Origin of the sequence: Undibacter mobilis (assembly GCF_003367195.1) — a bacterium.
GTDB lineage: Bacteria > Pseudomonadota > Alphaproteobacteria > Rhizobiales > Xanthobacteraceae > Pseudolabrys > Pseudolabrys mobilis.
Window position 1 is genome coordinate 250,290 of sequence record NZ_QRGO01000003.1, and the last position, 14,657, is coordinate 264,946.

General features: G+C 63.9%; 12 protein-coding genes. 6 read left to right on the forward strand and 6 right to left on the reverse strand.

Features of this window, described 5'->3' with window-relative positions:
* Window positions 1–640: 640 nt before the first annotated feature.
* Window positions 641–916 carry a hypothetical protein gene (locus tag DXH78_RS18630; RefSeq protein WP_115518764.1) on the forward strand — a complete coding sequence of 92 codons (276 nt, stop codon included), beginning with the start codon at window positions 641–643 and terminating at the stop codon, window positions 914–916.
* 33 nt (window positions 917–949) lie between these two features.
* Entirely contained in the window at window positions 950–2,152 is a 1,203-nt protein-coding gene (gene zigA, locus DXH78_RS18635; protein WP_115518765.1) for a zinc metallochaperone GTPase ZigA, read from the forward strand.
* Here the strand turns inward: zigA and nhaA are convergent.
* Window positions 2,149–3,981: a Na+/H+ antiporter NhaA gene (gene nhaA, locus DXH78_RS18640; protein ID WP_115518766.1), complete on the reverse strand. Its 1,833-nt coding sequence runs from the start codon at window positions 3,979–3,981 to the stop codon at window positions 2,149–2,151. The genes zigA and nhaA overlap by 4 nt on opposite strands.
* Before the next feature lie 106 nt (window positions 3,982–4,087).
* The gene (gene dnaE / locus DXH78_RS18645; protein WP_115518767.1) at window positions 4,088–7,564 is read right to left on the reverse strand and encodes a DNA polymerase III subunit alpha; all 3,477 of its coding nucleotides are present in this window, start codon (window positions 7,562–7,564) and stop codon (window positions 4,088–4,090) included.
* A 755-nt stretch (window positions 7,565–8,319) separates the two neighbouring features.
* Between dnaE and DXH78_RS19970 the strand changes: the two genes are divergently transcribed.
* From DXH78_RS19970 to DXH78_RS18655, 4 genes are all read left to right on the forward strand, one after another.
* On the forward strand, window positions 8,320–8,457 hold the full coding sequence (locus DXH78_RS19970; RefSeq protein WP_168192886.1) for a hypothetical protein: 138 nt from the start codon (window positions 8,320–8,322) through the stop codon (window positions 8,455–8,457).
* Between the two features lie 77 nt (window positions 8,458–8,534).
* A complete protein-coding gene (locus DXH78_RS18650; RefSeq protein WP_115518768.1) occupies window positions 8,535–8,732 on the forward strand; it encodes a hypothetical protein in 198 nt (65 codons plus the stop codon).
* A complete protein-coding gene (locus DXH78_RS19975; RefSeq protein WP_168192887.1) occupies window positions 8,729–8,890 on the forward strand; it encodes a hypothetical protein in 162 nt (53 codons plus the stop codon). Before DXH78_RS18650 ends, DXH78_RS19975 begins: the two co-directional genes overlap by 4 nt.
* 208 nt (window positions 8,891–9,098) lie before the next feature.
* Window positions 9,099–9,263 (forward strand): Flp family type IVb pilin, encoded by a 165-nt coding sequence (locus tag DXH78_RS18655; protein ID WP_115518769.1) that lies wholly within the window; start codon window positions 9,099–9,101, stop codon window positions 9,261–9,263.
* A 59-nt stretch (window positions 9,264–9,322) separates the two neighbouring features.
* On the opposite strand, the gene DXH78_RS18660 is transcribed toward DXH78_RS18655, so the two are convergent.
* From DXH78_RS18660 to DXH78_RS18675, 4 genes are all read right to left on the reverse strand, one after another.
* Window positions 9,323–10,057 (reverse strand): ABC transporter ATP-binding protein, encoded by a 735-nt coding sequence (locus DXH78_RS18660; RefSeq protein ID WP_115518770.1) that lies wholly within the window; start codon window positions 10,055–10,057, stop codon window positions 9,323–9,325.
* Complete coding sequence (locus tag DXH78_RS18665; RefSeq protein WP_115518771.1) at window positions 10,050–11,318, reverse strand: lipoprotein-releasing ABC transporter permease subunit; 1,269 nt, start codon at window positions 11,316–11,318, stop codon at window positions 10,050–10,052. The genes DXH78_RS18660 and DXH78_RS18665 overlap by 8 nt, the downstream gene beginning before the upstream one ends.
* Window positions 11,319–11,513: 195 nt before the next feature.
* On the reverse strand, window positions 11,514–12,836 hold the full coding sequence (gene proS / locus DXH78_RS18670; RefSeq protein WP_115518772.1) for a proline--tRNA ligase: 1,323 nt from the start codon (window positions 12,834–12,836) through the stop codon (window positions 11,514–11,516).
* Window positions 12,837–13,014: 178 nt separating this feature from the next.
* Window positions 13,015–14,607 carry an asparagine synthetase B family protein gene (locus DXH78_RS18675; protein ID WP_115518773.1) on the reverse strand — a complete coding sequence of 531 codons (1,593 nt, stop codon included), beginning with the start codon at window positions 14,605–14,607 and terminating at the stop codon, window positions 13,015–13,017.
* Window positions 14,608–14,657: the final 50 nt, after the last annotated feature.

Consider the following 14,657-nt stretch of genomic DNA (forward strand, 5'->3'; position numbering starts at 1 on the left):
TTTCAAAGGGAAATCCGGGCCACCGGACGGCTCGATCGCCCATTGTCGGGGCGCTGAGCCAACTCTCCGCGTGAGTGATGTGCCGGGCTTATATAGGCAGGGTTCGCGGGAAGCAAGGCGGCGGGCGGGCCTAAGGTCCTGAAAAGACGCGCGTCATTGCCCCTGTTGTTGACGGCGCGGGGGCGCCGGTCGTCCCTCTTCCGTCCTCCGGACAAGCCGGAGGGATGGAGCGCCGCGAGGCGCCCATTTGATTTCGCACCTTGCGGTGCGCTGTGCCCTCGATCGGAGGACACATGCGCCCCACGGCGCTCCATCGCGGTGTCATTACGGCGCCCGGGCCGCGCTTTCGGCGGCTGATCCGCTCTCGCGGGTAGCACACGCCATCAGCAAGCTCCTTGCGGGAGGTCCTTGTGCCTCCGGGCGGAGCCCCGTCGCCGCCCGAGCGCCTGAGGTGCGTTTCCTCAAGCCCGCGGGCACCGCATCCTTTTCCCACTGAAACGACGCCTCATGACAGCGCCTCCGGCCGGAACAGGACAATAATAGGAATAATCACCTTAGGAATATATGTCAAGAGCCGTGTTGCCTCGATCTTGACTCAATAATGTTATGTTATAACATTGCTATCGTCAGGACGACCCTCATGCACAAACTCCGCGACCAGATGCTCGCCGCGCCGGAATTTTTCGACCCGGACCGCCTGCCCGCCCGCTTCGACGAAGCGCAAGGCCTAGTGCGCAAGGCGATCGACAAGGCCCAGAACCTCGGCATCACCGACGACACACTGGCCGCCACGCTCATCAGCGAGGCGGTGCCGCGTCTCGTGGCCGCCTATGGCCCGGCCCATGCCGGCCGCATCGTCGCGATGTTCGCCGCCTGTCTTACCGCCGGCGCACCGACGAACGACTCCCTGCAATGAGCCCACGCGCTCGATCTTCGACAATGGACCATCATGAACAAACTCCCCGTCACCGTACTTTCGGGCTTTCTCGGCGCCGGCAAGACGACACTGATGAATCACGTTCTCAACAACCGGCAAGGCCTGAAGGTCGCTGTGATTGTGAACGACATGAGCGAGGTGAACATCGACGCCGACCTGATCAGGGATGGCGGTGCGAATCTGTCGAGGACGAATGAGACGCTGGTCGAAATGACCAATGGCTGCATCTGCTGCACCTTGCGCGAGGATCTGCTCAAGGAAGTGCGCAAGCTGTCGGAAGAAGGCCGCTTCGATTATCTGCTGATCGAGTCGACCGGCATTGCCGAGCCTTTGCCGGTGGCCGCCACCTTCTCGTTCCGCGACGAGAACGGCGACAGCCTGTCCGACGTCGCGCGCCTCGATACCATGGTGACGGTGGTCGACGCCGCCAACCTGCTGAAGGATTATTCCTCACGCGACTTCCTGCGCGACCGCGGCGAGTCACTCGGTGAGGACGACAAGCGCACGCTGGTCGACCTGCTGGTGGATCAGATTGAGTTCGCCGATGTCGTCGTGCTCAACAAGATCGCCGACGCCACCGAAGCGCAGTTGCAGGCGGCGCGGCAGATCATCCGCTCACTCAATCCCGATGCCGACCTCATCGAAGCGAATTTCGCCGACGTGCCGTTCGATCGCGTGCTCGATACGGGCCGCTTCGATTTCGAGAAGGCCGAGCAGCATCCGGTCTGGGCCAAGGAGCTGTACGGCTTCGCCGATCACACGCCGGAGACGGAGGAATACGACGTCAAGAACTTCGTCTATCGCGCGCGCCGGCCCTTCGACCCGGCAAAATTCCAGCAGTTCCTCAACGAGCCATGGCCGGGCGTGATCCGCGCCAAGGGCCATTTCTGGCTGGCGACACGGCCGGAATGGCTGGGCGAACTCAGCCAGGCCGGCTCCATCGTGCGCACCGGCGCACTCGGCTTCTGGTGGGCCGCGGTGCCGGAGGCGCGCTGGCCGCGCGATCCGGCGTGGCAGAAAATGCTCACGCGCAACTGGAGCACGCTTTACGGCGACCGCCGGCAGGAGATCGTCTTCATCGGCACCAACATGGACGAGAACGCCATTCGCGCCCGGCTCGATGCCTGCCTCGTGCGCGGCAAGCCCGGCATGGATATCAGCGCCTGGCGCAAGCTGCCCGATCCGTTTCCGGTGTGGCAACGGCAGGCGGGTTAAGCCGCCTCCTCCGGCGCCTTGGCGTTCCACAGGATGGCGACGCCGATGATCGCCGACAACACCGAGGCCGCGAACACGGCGATCTTGGCCGCCGCATAATCTCCCGCGACCGGAAAGGCCTCGCCGGCGATGAACAGCGACATGGTAAAACCGATGCCGGCAAGCGCGCCGGCGCCGGCCAGCTGCCGCCATGAGTACTCAATGGGCTTGACCGCAATGCGCAGCGCCACCGCCAGCGCCGAGGCGCCGACGAGACCGAGTGGCTTGCCAATCAGCAGGCCGGCGCCGATTGCCGCCATCAGCGACCCGTGGCCATTGAAAACGTCGAGAGAAAAAGCGACGCCGGCATTGGCGAAGGCAAACAGCGGCAGCACGATATAGCTCGAGCGCGCACCGGAATGGCGCAGCAACCGGTCGGCCGGCGATTCAAGACGGTCGTGGATGGCATCGAGCGCGCGCAGCGCCGCTCCCGACGGGCCATGGTGCAGCGCCTCGCCCGCGCGTTTGTACTCGGCCCCCATGATCGTGCTGGCCTGGACCGTGAGCGCCTTCAGGTTCGCCGGCGGCCGCGTCGGAATGAACAGCGCCAGCAGCACGCCGGCGAGCGTCGCATGCAGGCCGCCGGCATGAACGCAGGCCCACAGCACGATGCCGAGCAGCGCATAAGGCGTGACGTTGTAGAAGCGCCAGCGGTTCAGCATCGCCAGCGCGATAAGCACGACGACACCGGCGCCGAGCCAGTTCATCTCAAGGTCGCCGGTGTAGAACACCGCGACGACGATGATCGAACCGATGTCGTCGACAATGGCCGCCGCGGTGAGAAAGATGCGCAGCTCGACGGGCACCCGGCTTCCCATCATGGCGATGAGCGCCACCGCGAAGGCCGTATCGGTCGCCATCGCGGTGCCCCAGCCGTGCAGCCACGGCCCGGCAGGAATGATCGACAGGTAGATGGCAGCCGGCACCACCATGCCGCCGATCGCCGCCGCAATCGGCAGCGCAGCCAGGCGCGGGCTCGACAGATGACCGACCGTGAACTCGCGTTTGATTTCCAGCCCGACGACGAGGAAGAAGATCGTCAGCAGGCCGTCATTGATCCAGTGCAGCAGCGACATGTTGAATGCGCGGCTGCCGAACGTCACGCCCAGCGTCTGGTGCCAGAAATGCTCGAAGGCTTCGCCCATGGGCGAGTTGGTCAGCGCTACCGCCAGCACGGTCGTCAGCAGCAGCAGAATGCCGGCCGACGGCGCCCAGCCGGCGAAATCGAGCGCCGCAATGCGCACGCGGTGCCCGAGCGTGCCGAGCACCGCGTCGCCGAAGGAGGATTCGTCCCAGGCGCCGTCGTAGCGGCGGCCATTGATGAAGAACGTGGGCGTGATCATCACCCCGCTCGCCTTGGCGCTGCTGATGTCGGCCGAGACGCGCTCGAAAGCGTGCTGGGCCATGTCTTCGGCGCCGGCATCGTCGAGCGGCAGGTCGAGCTCGCGGGCGGCGGCGACGAGGTCGTCCTCGGTCAGCGTTTCCGAGCGCGACATCAGCGTGACATGCGCTTTCCAGAAATGCTCGCTGTCGCTGGCGCGCTCGACCAGTTCGGCGGCGCGGCGGGCGAGGTCGCTGCCGGTCAGCGGCTTGTGGCGGAAGACGTATAGCAGGCGATCGCCAAGGCGGTCTCGCACTTCGGCGATACGATCATTGGCGGCGCGGCAGTAAGGACAGGCATAGCTGCCATATTCGACAAGCGTAATGGGCGCATTGACCGGGCCAAGGACGTGGTCGGTTCCTGGATCGACGGGGCGATCGAGCCAATGGTTTGAAAGGTCGACGGACAACCGGCCCTCTTCTGTTGCAAGTGTCTGAACGTTGAGTGGATCGCGGTCGCACGACGTCACGCGATGATACCGTGCGCGACCGAGGCAGACCAGAGAGGCGGCGCGGCTACAGCGCTTCGACCTGGACCACGCCGGGCACCGCCTTGATGGCGCCGGCAATTTGCGGCGACACCTTGTAGCGGCCTTCCAGCTTGACCTCGACCTCGCGGCCCTGCCCCAGCAGCAGGATCATGCTGACCTCGCCCGCGCCGCTGGCGCGCGGCGGTGCCGGTTCGAGCCGCTTGGCGACGCCCTCAAGCGGCGCCGCCTCGCGCAGGAACACGCGCAAACCTTTTTGCAGATTGGCGGCGGCCTGATCGAGCGGTTCGGCGGTCTGGATGCGCGCGCGCACATCGTCGCCCTGCACTTCCGCCGACAACACCATCAACACCGCCTTGCCGGGCTCCAGCAGATCGCGATATTCGGCCAGCCCCTCGGAGAAGATCACAGCCTCATAAGCGCCGGAAGCATCCGACAGGCCGAAGATGCCCATCTTGTTGCCGGTCTTGGTGCGGCGTTCCTGCCGCGACACCACGGTGCCTGCGACCTTGCCGGCGGTCTGGCCGTTTTTGACGGCGCGGGAGAACTCGGCCCAGCTTTGCACGCGCATCTTCTTGAGCACGGCGGCGTAGTCGTCGAGCGGATGGCCGGACAGGAAGAAACCGACCGCCTCGTATTCGCGCTTGAGCCGCTCGGCCGGCAGCCATGGCTCGACCGACGGCATGCGCAGAGGCGGACGCGCATTGCTTTCACCGAACGAAAACTCCATGGCGCCGCTCACCGCCGTCTCGTGCTGACGTTGCGCCTCGCCCATGATCTGGTCGATCACGGCGAAGACACGGGCGCGGTGCTTGTCGAACTCATCAAAGCTGCCGGCCTGCACCAGGCTTTCCAGCACGCGCTTGTTGACGGCGCGCGGATTGATGCGCGCGGCGAAATCGGCGAGATCGGCGAACGGCTTGTCGCCGCGCGCCTCGACGATGGACTCCACCGCCTGCCGGCCGACGCCCTTGAGCGCCGCCAGCGCGTAGATGATGGTGTTACCCTCGACGCCGAACTCGACGCCCGAGCGATTGACCGACGGCGGCTCGACCTTGATGCCGAGGCGTTCGGCCTCGGCACGGAATTCCGAGAGCTTGTCGGTGTTACCCATGTCGAGCGTCATCGACGCGGCGAGAAACTCGACGGGATAGTTCGCCTTCATATAGGCGGTCTGATAGGCGACCAGCGCGTAGGCCGCGGCGTGCGATTTATTGAAGCCGTAGTCGGCGAAGCGCTCGAGCAGTTCGAAGATCGCTTCGGCTTGCGCCTTCGGAATATCGTTCTTGGCGCAGCCCTCGACGAAGATCGAGCCCTGCTTCTGCATCTCGGAGCGGATCTTCTTGCCCATGGCGCGGCGCAGAAGATCGGCGTCGCCGAGCGAGTAGCCGGCGAGCAACTGCGCAGCCTGCATCACCTGCTCCTGGTAGACGATGACGCCGAAGGTCTCCTTCAGCACCGGCTCCAGTTTCGGGTGAATGTAGTCGGGCTTCTCCAGCTCGTGCTTGCGGGCGCAATAGGTCGGGATATTGGCCATCGGGCCCGGCCGGTAGAGCGCGACCAACGCGATGATATCCTCGAAACGGTCGGGCTTCATGTCGAGCAGCGCCCGGCGCATGCCCTGACTTTCCAATTGGAACACGCCAACCGCTTCGGCGCGCGCCAGAAGGTCGTAGGTGATCTTGTCGTCGAGCGGGATGGCGCCGAGATCGATGTCGATGCCGCGCAGCTTGAGCAGATCGACCGCGGTTTTCAGAACGGTCAACGTTTTCAGGCCGAGGAAGTCGAACTTCACCAGCCCCGCCTGCTCTACCCACTTCATGTTGAACTGGGTGACCGGCATGTCGGATTTGGGATCGCGATAAAGCGGCACCAATTCGGCCAGCGGCCGGTCGCCGATGACGATGCCGGCGGCGTGGGTCGAGGCGTGGCGCGTCAGGCCTTCCAGCTTCCGCGCGATGGCGAAGGCGCGCGCCACGGTCGGATCGCTTTCGGCCTCGGCCTGCAGCTTCGGCTCGTCCTCGATCGCCTTGGCGAGGCTGATCGGCGCGGCCGGATTCTGCGGCACCATTTTGCACAACCGGTCGACGTGACCGTAGGGCATCTGCAGCACCCGGCCGACGTCGCGCAGCACGCCGCGCGCCTGCAGCGTACCGAAGGTGATGATCTGCGCCACCTGATCGCGGCCGTAGCGCTCCTGCACGTAGCGGATCACCTCCTCGCGGCGGTCCTGGCAGAAGTCGATGTCGAAGTCGGGCATCGACACGCGCTCGGGATTGAGGAAGCGCTCGAACAGCAGACCGAAGCGCAACGGATCGAGATCGGTGATGGTCAGCGAATAGGCGACCAGCGAGCCGGCGCCCGAACCACGGCCCGGGCCGACCGGGATGCCGTGATCCTTCGCCCACTTGATAAAGTCAGACACAATAAGGAAGTAGCCGGGATACTTCATCTTCTCGATGACGTTGAGCTCGAAGTCGAGCCGGTCCCGGTAGTCCTTCTCGGTGAAGCCTTCGGCGATGCCGGCCGTCTCGATGCGGCGGGTCAGGCCCGCCTCGGCCTGCTGGCGCAGCTCCGTCGCCTCGTCGGCGGTGGCGCCGTTCTCGCCGACCGAGAAGCGCGGCAGGATCGGCTTGCGCGTCTTCGGCCGGAAGGCGCAGCGCTGCGCGATCTCGACGGTCGAGGCGATCGCCTCCGGCAGGTCGGAAAACTGCGCCACCATTTCGGCGCGGCTCTTGTAGCGATGCTCCGGCGTGAGCTGGCGGCGCTCGCCGTCGGACACGTAGCGCCCTTCGGCGATGCAGATCAGCGCGTCGTGGGATTCGTAGTCGGCGGCAGAGGCAAAGAACGGCTCGTTGGTCGCCACCAGCGGAATGCCGCGCTCATAGGCGAAGTCGATCAGCACCTTCTCGACGCCGCGCTCCACCGCCATGCCGTGGCGCTGCAATTCGATATAAAGGCGGTCGCCGAACAGTGCCGCAAGCCGGTCGAGCCGCGCCGCCGCGACCTGGCTTTGCCCCGCGGCAATCACGCGATCGAGCGGTCCCGACGGGCCGCCGGTCAGCGCAATGATGCCGGTCTTCAGGCCGGTGGCAATGCCGTCATGGTCGTCTTCCAGCCATTCGATCTTGGCGCGCGGCGGCTCGTTCGGCGGCGACTCCATGAAAGCGCGCGAATTCAGCCGCATCAGACTGCGATAGCCGTCTTCGCTCGCCGCCAGCAGCACGATACGCTGGCGATCGCTCGCCGCCAGCGCCGAGCGCGGGCCGTTATCGGTGTCGCCAAAGTCAATGGCGAGGGCGCAGCCGACGATCGGCTGGATGCCGGAGGACGCCATCTTTTCGGAAAATTCCAGCACACCGAACATGTTGTCGGTGTCGGTCAGCGCCAGCGCCGCCTGCTTGTCGGCCTTGGCCAGTTCCGCGAGCTTGCCGATGGGCAGCGCGCCCTCCAGCAGCGAATAGGCGGAATGGACGTGCAGATGCACGAAATCGAGGTCGGCCATGATCAGTCGGTCTTTGCGCGATGTGCTCTGGCTCGTCCGCCTTATGACGGACCGGAAGCCTGAAGCGATTCTGTTCGCCCCAGAGTGGGGACGCCAAACCCTTCCGTCCACCCTCGCCGCTGCATCGCAGCCGGTTCTGCCGACTATGCACAGGCCCCAAGCCTGAAACCGGCTTTTGCAGGCGGGCCCGGCTTGTTCCCGCCGCTCGATCCCCAAGCGGACTGGAAAGCCGGATACCCCGTTTTATCGCCCGCCGTACCCGTCATGCCGGCGGGGGCGTCGGGGAACGCCGGCCGGACATGACTAGACGCGGGCTACGCTACAGACAGCCTTGGTACGCAACAGAGGTGAAACGCAACAGACAGCATCGGACGCTTTGGCCAAACGCGGAACTTGAAACGCAAGCCGGCACACGAACTCTTCGTTCGCTGCAGGCCACCGATCTTTAGAGATTCCCAATAACCTGGGACCAGATCGCAACCATGCCGACGAACAGCGACAGGGCGGCGAGCGTGGCGGCTTCCTGAACGACGATCTTGAACATGTGACCCTCCTTAAGAACGTAAAGAGAACATAGTTCACTTTCTGTTCTAGAGTCAAGCGTCACCCAAAGCACGCGTCGAATGGAATTATCCCTCAGACGTTTTCACGTAAATGGCGATAATAACGCGGTCTGCGACTAGTAATTACAAGAATAGCGCCCATATCAGTTATGTACTTGAAAAATGACTTTTAGGTATTTCAGGAGAAATAATATGACAAATATTCCCGTGAATACTGACGATACCAAGCCGGCCGTGAACCAGACCGCAGCCGCCGATCCGGCGAAGCCTGATCAGAGCAACAAGCCGGGCCAGACCAATCCGCCGGCCAAGCCGGCCGACAGTAAGTAATCCGCGCGGCGTCATAGACGCTGCATGGATGCAAAAGCCCGGCGCGCTGCCGGGCTATTTTTTTTAGGGAGTCTCGAATGACGAAACTTCAGGATCAAGAACGCCGAGACCAGGAGCGCCAAGACCAGGAGCGCAGTGCCAAAACGATGGTCGAAAACCAAAAGTGGCTCGACAAGAACGTCGACAACGTTGTCAGGGCCAGCAACCCCGAAGCCGCGGACCTCGACCGCTGGAATGCCGACGGCGGTTCCCCGAAGGGCGGAGATCGACAATGACAATGCGCAAGTTCGGTCGGACCATCAAGATGCCCTCCACTCTGGCCATCAAGCACCAGATTTTGAAAGCGCGGCACGACGAGGAAATGCAGGAAAAGGCCGCTTTGGCTGTCAAAGCCATCACCGATATCGGCGAGACGACCGATAAAGCGGACTGAAAGAGCCCTGCTGACGGCCCAGTCAGCCTTCCGACGCAAATTTATTGGCGATAAAACAAGCGCTCACCTCGCATCGAGACGGAACTCGCCCTGATTGTATTCTTGATTTACTCGCGTCAATTTACGTCGCGTTTACAACCCACCTTTAGGCTACACGCACCCGTTGAACAGGGCGGGGTTTGGCACTGTCTGGAGTGGAGTGATGCGTATGGTGAGAAAGCTCAGCGCCTTCTTTGAAGACGAGAGTGGCGCCACGGCGATCGAATACGGCCTGATCGCCGCTGGCATTGCGGTGGCGATCATCGCGATGGTCAACACGATCGGCACCCAGCTGAATACAAGTTTTACGTCGATCTCTAATCAGCTCAAGTAAACGGCACTCAGAGCCCGACGCAAACCACTCCCTGACGGGGGTGGTTTTTTGTTGCCGCCTCAATCCAGTTCCACCACAAGGCCGTCGCGAATGGTCACGCGGCGGTCCATGCGAGCGGCGATATCCATATTGTGCGTGGCAATGATGGTGGCGAGCCCCGACGCACTGACCAGTTGATTGAACGCCGCGAACACATGCTCCGCGGTCTTGACGTCCAGATTGCCGGTCGGCTCGTCGGCGAGAAGGATGCGCGGCGCATTGGCCACAGCGCGGGCAATCGCGACGCGCTGCTGTTCGCCGCCGGACAACTCGGCGGGGCGGTGGTTGAGGCGCGCCTTGAGGCCCAGATAACCGAGCAGTTCGGCCGCCCGCTTCTTCGCCTCGGCGCGTCCGAGACCGCGGATGAGCTGCGGCAGCACCACATTCTCCAGCGCCGTGAATTCAGGCAGCAGATGGTGCGACTGATAGACGAAGCCGATCTCGACGCGGCGAATGCGCGTGCGCTCGGCGTCCGGCAGGTTCGCGGTCGCCTTGCCGCCGATATAGACATCGCCGTGATCGGGATGTTCGAGCAGCCCGGCAAGATGCAGCAGCGTCGATTTGCCGGCACCGGAGGGCGCCACCAGCGCGACCGACTGCCCCGGCCATAGCGCCAGTTCGGCCCCGCGCAGGATATCCAGCGTGGCTTCGCCCTGGCTGTAATGGCGCTCGACCTGGTGCATGAACAGGATCGGCACGTCCTGCGCCACACCCTCTTCGACCACGGTCTCGGTCTCGACGATGATCTCACTCATAACGCAGCGCCTCCACCGGATCGAGACGCGCCGCGCGCCAGGAGGGGTACAGCGTCGCGAGCAGCGACAGGACCAGCGCCATCAGCACAACAGCCACGGTCTCGCCGGTGTCCATACGCGCCGGCAGATGCGAGAGGAAATACAGCTCCGGCGAGAACAGTTCGGTATTGGTCAGCCATGACAGGAAGCGGCGGATGCTTTCGATGTTCAGGCACACCACCACGCCGAGCAGGAAGCCGACAATGGTGCCGACCACGCCGATCGCCGCGCCGGTGATCAGGAACACGCGCATGATCGCCCCTTGCGTCGCCCCCATGGTGCGCAGAATGGCGATGTCCTGGCCCTTGTCCTTCACCAGCATGATGAGGCCGGAGACAATGTTGAGCGCTGCCACCAGCACGATCAAGGTCAGGATGAGGAACATGACGTTGCGCTCGACCTGTAGCGCGTTGAAGAAGGTGGCGTTGCGCTGGCGCCAGTCGATGATGAAGATCGGCCGCTTGGCAGCGTCCTGCACCGCCTTGCGGTAGACATCGACCCGGTCGGGATTGTCGGTATAGACCTCGATAGCGGTGACATCGCCGGCGCGGTTGAAATAGGCCTGCGCCTCCTTCAGCGGCATGAACACCATGGCACTGTCGTATTCCGACATGCCAATCTCGAACACCGCGGCGATCTTGTAGACCTTGATGCGCGGCGTCGTACCCATGGGCGTCACCGCGCCCTTCGGCGACACCAGCGTGATGTTGTCGCCAGCGCGCAGCGAAAGCTGGTCGGCCAGACGCCGGCCGATGGCAACGCCCTGTCCGTCGTCAAAACCGCCGAGCGAGCCCTGCTTGATGTTGTTGACGATGGACGGCAGGCCTTCCATGTCCTTGAGGCGGATGCCGCGGATCAGCACGCCGCCGGCATTGAACGGCGAGGACGCCAGCGCCTGCCCCTCGACGATCGGCGCGGCGAGCCTCACGCCCTGCGCCTGCGAGATGCGCGCGGCGACCTCGTCCCAGTCGGTCAGCGGCTTTTCCAGCGGCTGCACCAGAAGATGGCCGTTGAGGCCGAGGATCTTGTCGAGCAGTTCGGCGCGAAAGCCGTTCATCACTGCCATGACGATGATCAGGGTAGCCACGCCCAGCATGATGCCGAGGAAGGAGAACCCGGCAATGACCGAGATGAATCCCTCTTTGCGACGCGCGCGCAGATAGCGCAGCGACAGCATCCATTCGTACCGCGAGAACGGTCGCGTGCCGCTTGGCTCAGACATTGGTGAAGAACCCCATCCGGGTTGGGTTTTCACACGATTCGGGCGGTTTCGTGGGCGGAAAAGCCGAGCCGGACCACAGGTTTATTCTCATCCGTCTTTCCGGGGCGCGGCCGTAGCGCGAACCCGGCATTCGGCAAGGTCCTCATGCGCATCTGGGTTCCGGATTTGCCGGCCGGCTCGCGTCCCGGACGCTGGTCACCGCCCCAGCAGATCCACCGCCGCCGCCGGCGACATCTGCTCCTTCTCGCCGGTCTTGCGGTTCTTGATCTCGACCTTGCCTTCCGCGAGCCCGCGCGGGCCGACCATGACCTGCCACGGCAGGCCGATCAGGTCGGCATTGGCAAACTTGGCGCCAGCGCGCTCGTCGATGTCGTTGTAGAGGACATCGACGCCCTTGGCGGTGAGTTCGGCGTAAAGCTGGTCGCAGGCACCGTCGGTCGCGGCATCGCCCTGCTTGAGGTTCAGAAGCGCGACCTTGAACGGCGCCACCGGCTCCGGCCAGACGATGCCGGCCTCGTCATGCGAGGCCTCGATGATCGCCGCAGCGAGCCGCGACGGGCCGATACCGTAGGAACCCATATGCACCGGCACTTCCTTGCCATCGGCGGTGGCGACCACCGCCTTCATCGGCAGGGAATACTTGGTGCCGAAGTAAAAGATGTGACCGACCTCGATACCACGCGCCGATACCTGGGCATCGGCGGGAACGGCGGCGTATTTGTCCGGCTCGTGCATGTCTTCCGTCGCCGCATAGAGCGAAGTCCACTGATCGACCGTCTTCTGCAGACCGGCGATGTCGTCGAAATTCACCTTCTCGTCCGGCACGGCCATGCCGAGATAGTCCTTGTGGCAGAACACCTGGGACTCGCCGGTGTCCGCCAGCACGATGAATTCGTGTGACAAGTCGCCGCCGATCGGCCCGGTGTCGGCGCGCATCGGGATGGACGTCAGGCCAAGACGCTTGAAGGTGCGCAAATAGGCGACGAACATCTTGTTGTAGGAATGCCGCGCGCCAGCCTCGTCGACGTCGAACGAGTAAGCATCCTTCATCAAGAATTCGCGGCCGCGCATCAGGCCGAAGCGCGGGCGCACTTCGTCGCGGAACTTCCACTGGATGTGATAGAGGTTGAGCGGCAGATCCTTGTAAGAGCGCACCGAGGCGCGGAAGATCTCCGTGATCATTTCCTCGTTGGTCGGACCGTAGAGCATCTCGCGCTCGTGACGGTCCTGGATGCGCAGCATCTCCTTGCCATAGGCGTCATAGCGACCGCTCTCGCGCCACAGTTCGGCCGACTGGATGGTCGGCATCAGCAGTTCGATGGCGCCGGAGCGATTCTGCTCCTCGCGCACGATCTGCTCGATCTTGCGCAGCACCCGCAGCCCCAGCGGCAGGAAGGCATAAATGCCGGCCGCCTCCTGGCGCATCATGCCGGCGCGCAGCATCAGACGGTGCGAGACAATCTCGGCCTCGCGGGGCGGTTCGCGGAGCGTGGGCAGAAAGTAGCGGGACAGGCGCATGGGGTCAGGCCGGCTTTTCGTGGGTGAAACAGGGGGTTAGTGAAAGCGGATCGGACCCAAAAAGACAAGGGCCCCACTCGGCCCCATCCTGAGAGCACGCTTTGTGGCGCGGGTCTCGAAGGACGAGGCCGCCCCATGGTTCGAGACGGGCCTACGGCCCTCCTCGCCATGAGGCGTATTAAAGGCTGAAATGCGCGTAGGCCTTGAGCTTTTCGAGGTGTTGCACGACGGGGAAGGAGATCCAGGCCCGGTCGGTCAAATGCGGTACACGGGACACGTCGATCACCGTGGCGAGCCGCCGCAGGTAATAGAGCTCCTCCTTCGACTGCACGCTGAAAGCCGCGAACTCTTGCTGACCATCGCGCAGGTCGTTGTCGGAATAGACGTCCTCGAACCGGCTCATCCAGCCGTCCCGGCCGGGGTTGAGGCCGGCGCCCTCGCCGAAGGCGACCTTGGCGCGGTCGCGGATGACGGCCGGCAATTCGTCCGGGTACAGGTCGTAGAGATCGCGCAGCGGCATCTTGCCGGTCGGCAGCCCGTCGACGGCGCGGACCAGGGCCTCCGGAGCGAGCCCGAGCGCATAGTTGACGACAGCCGGATCGAGGAACGGCTCGCGCATTTCCAGCGATTGCCGCATCGAGCAGCGATCGACGCGCTGCAGGCTGACGCGATGCATCAGCGACAGGCACTCATCGCGACACTGCGCACCATCGGCCGGGCTTTCATGAAAGGCGATTTCAAGGGGGGCGTAACCGCAGAACAATTCGTCGGCACCCTCCCCGCACAGCCCAACGCGGAAACCGTCGCGCTGCATGGCCTTGCTGGCTTCGAGCGAAGCCAGCGCGCCGCGGATCAGATTGGGCTCGAAGGATTCAGTGGCGGTGATGACATCGTCGATCGAAGCGAATGCCTCAGGGCTCTGCGTATCGAAGGGCACGACCCGCAGATCGTAACCAGTCTTAGCGGCATAGGCTTCGGCGAAGCGATAATCCGGCGCGTCCGGTCCGCCGACGAAATAGCCCGGCGCTTCGGGGCGGAGCTGCCGCGCGTAATGCGCCACCAGCGTTGAATCGATGCCGCCCGAGAACCACGTCGCGACCGGCAGATCCGGCGGCAGACGGCGTTCGACGGCGCCGCGCAGAATGTCATCGAGCACGCGGGCCGAACTTTCCACCGGCCGATCGACGCGCGGATAAATCGGCGAGCGATAGCGCGCCACGGTCTTCTTCGACATGGCATAGCCCGGCGGCAGCAGCATCACATCGCCCACCGGCACGACGTCGAGCAGCGGCTTCATTTCCGAGCAGAATAGAAATCTCGCGCCCTGCTGCATGACATAGAGCGGCTTGACGCCGAACGGGTCGCGCGCGGCCAGAAACTCCCCGCTGACCAGATCAATGGCGACGAAGGCGTACATGCCGTTGAGCCGCTCGAGCGCACGATGGCCCCAGACCTGCAGGGCATTGGCCAGCACTTCGGTGTCGGAATGGGTGCGGAAGCCGACGCCGAGCTCTTCAAGCTCGCGACGCAACTCGACATGATTGTAGATCTCGCCGTTGTAAGACACTGCGAGCCGGCCGAAGAACGAGACTTGCGGCTGGGTGCCGTGTTCGGCATCGACGATGCGCAAACGCCGCGTACACATCGCGACATCCGGAAACGGCGTGAATAGCGGATCGGTGATATCGCCGCGATGCAGAATGCCGTCGATCAGACGCGCGACGGTGAGTTCGGCGTCAGGCCAACCGATCGCAACCGCAAACCCGCACATCGGTCATGACTCCGCGCTATCGCCCTGCGCGCCCACATGAATCGGGGCGC

What these genes read in the sequence shown, in the direction of transcription:
- DXH78_RS18630 (WP_115518764.1), top strand. Translation starts at nt 641, where the DNA reads ATGCACAAACTCCGCGACCAGATGCTCGCCGCGCCGGAATTTTTCGAC.
- dnaE (WP_115518767.1), bottom strand. Translation starts at nt 7,564, where the DNA reads ATGGCCGACCTCGATTTCGTGCATCTGCACGTCCATTCCGCCTATTCG.
- DXH78_RS18655 (WP_115518769.1), top strand. Translation starts at nt 9,099, where the DNA reads ATGGTGAGAAAGCTCAGCGCCTTCTTTGAAGACGAGAGTGGCGCCACG.
- DXH78_RS18660 (WP_115518770.1), bottom strand. Translation starts at nt 10,057, where the DNA reads ATGAGTGAGATCATCGTCGAGACCGAGACCGTGGTCGAAGAGGGTGTG.
- DXH78_RS19970 (WP_168192886.1), top strand. Translation starts at nt 8,320, where the DNA reads ATGACAAATATTCCCGTGAATACTGACGATACCAAGCCGGCCGTGAAC.
- proS (WP_115518772.1), bottom strand. Translation starts at nt 12,836, where the DNA reads ATGCGCCTGTCCCGCTACTTTCTGCCCACGCTCCGCGAACCGCCCCGC.
- DXH78_RS18675 (WP_115518773.1), bottom strand. Translation starts at nt 14,607, where the DNA reads ATGTGCGGGTTTGCGGTTGCGATCGGTTGGCCTGACGCCGAACTCACC.
- DXH78_RS18665 (WP_115518771.1), bottom strand. Translation starts at nt 11,318, where the DNA reads ATGTCTGAGCCAAGCGGCACGCGACCGTTCTCGCGGTACGAATGGATG.
- zigA (WP_115518765.1), top strand. Translation starts at nt 950, where the DNA reads ATGAACAAACTCCCCGTCACCGTACTTTCGGGCTTTCTCGGCGCCGGC.
- DXH78_RS19975 (WP_168192887.1), top strand. Translation starts at nt 8,729, where the DNA reads ATGACAATGCGCAAGTTCGGTCGGACCATCAAGATGCCCTCCACTCTG.
- DXH78_RS18650 (WP_115518768.1), top strand. Translation starts at nt 8,535, where the DNA reads ATGACGAAACTTCAGGATCAAGAACGCCGAGACCAGGAGCGCCAAGAC.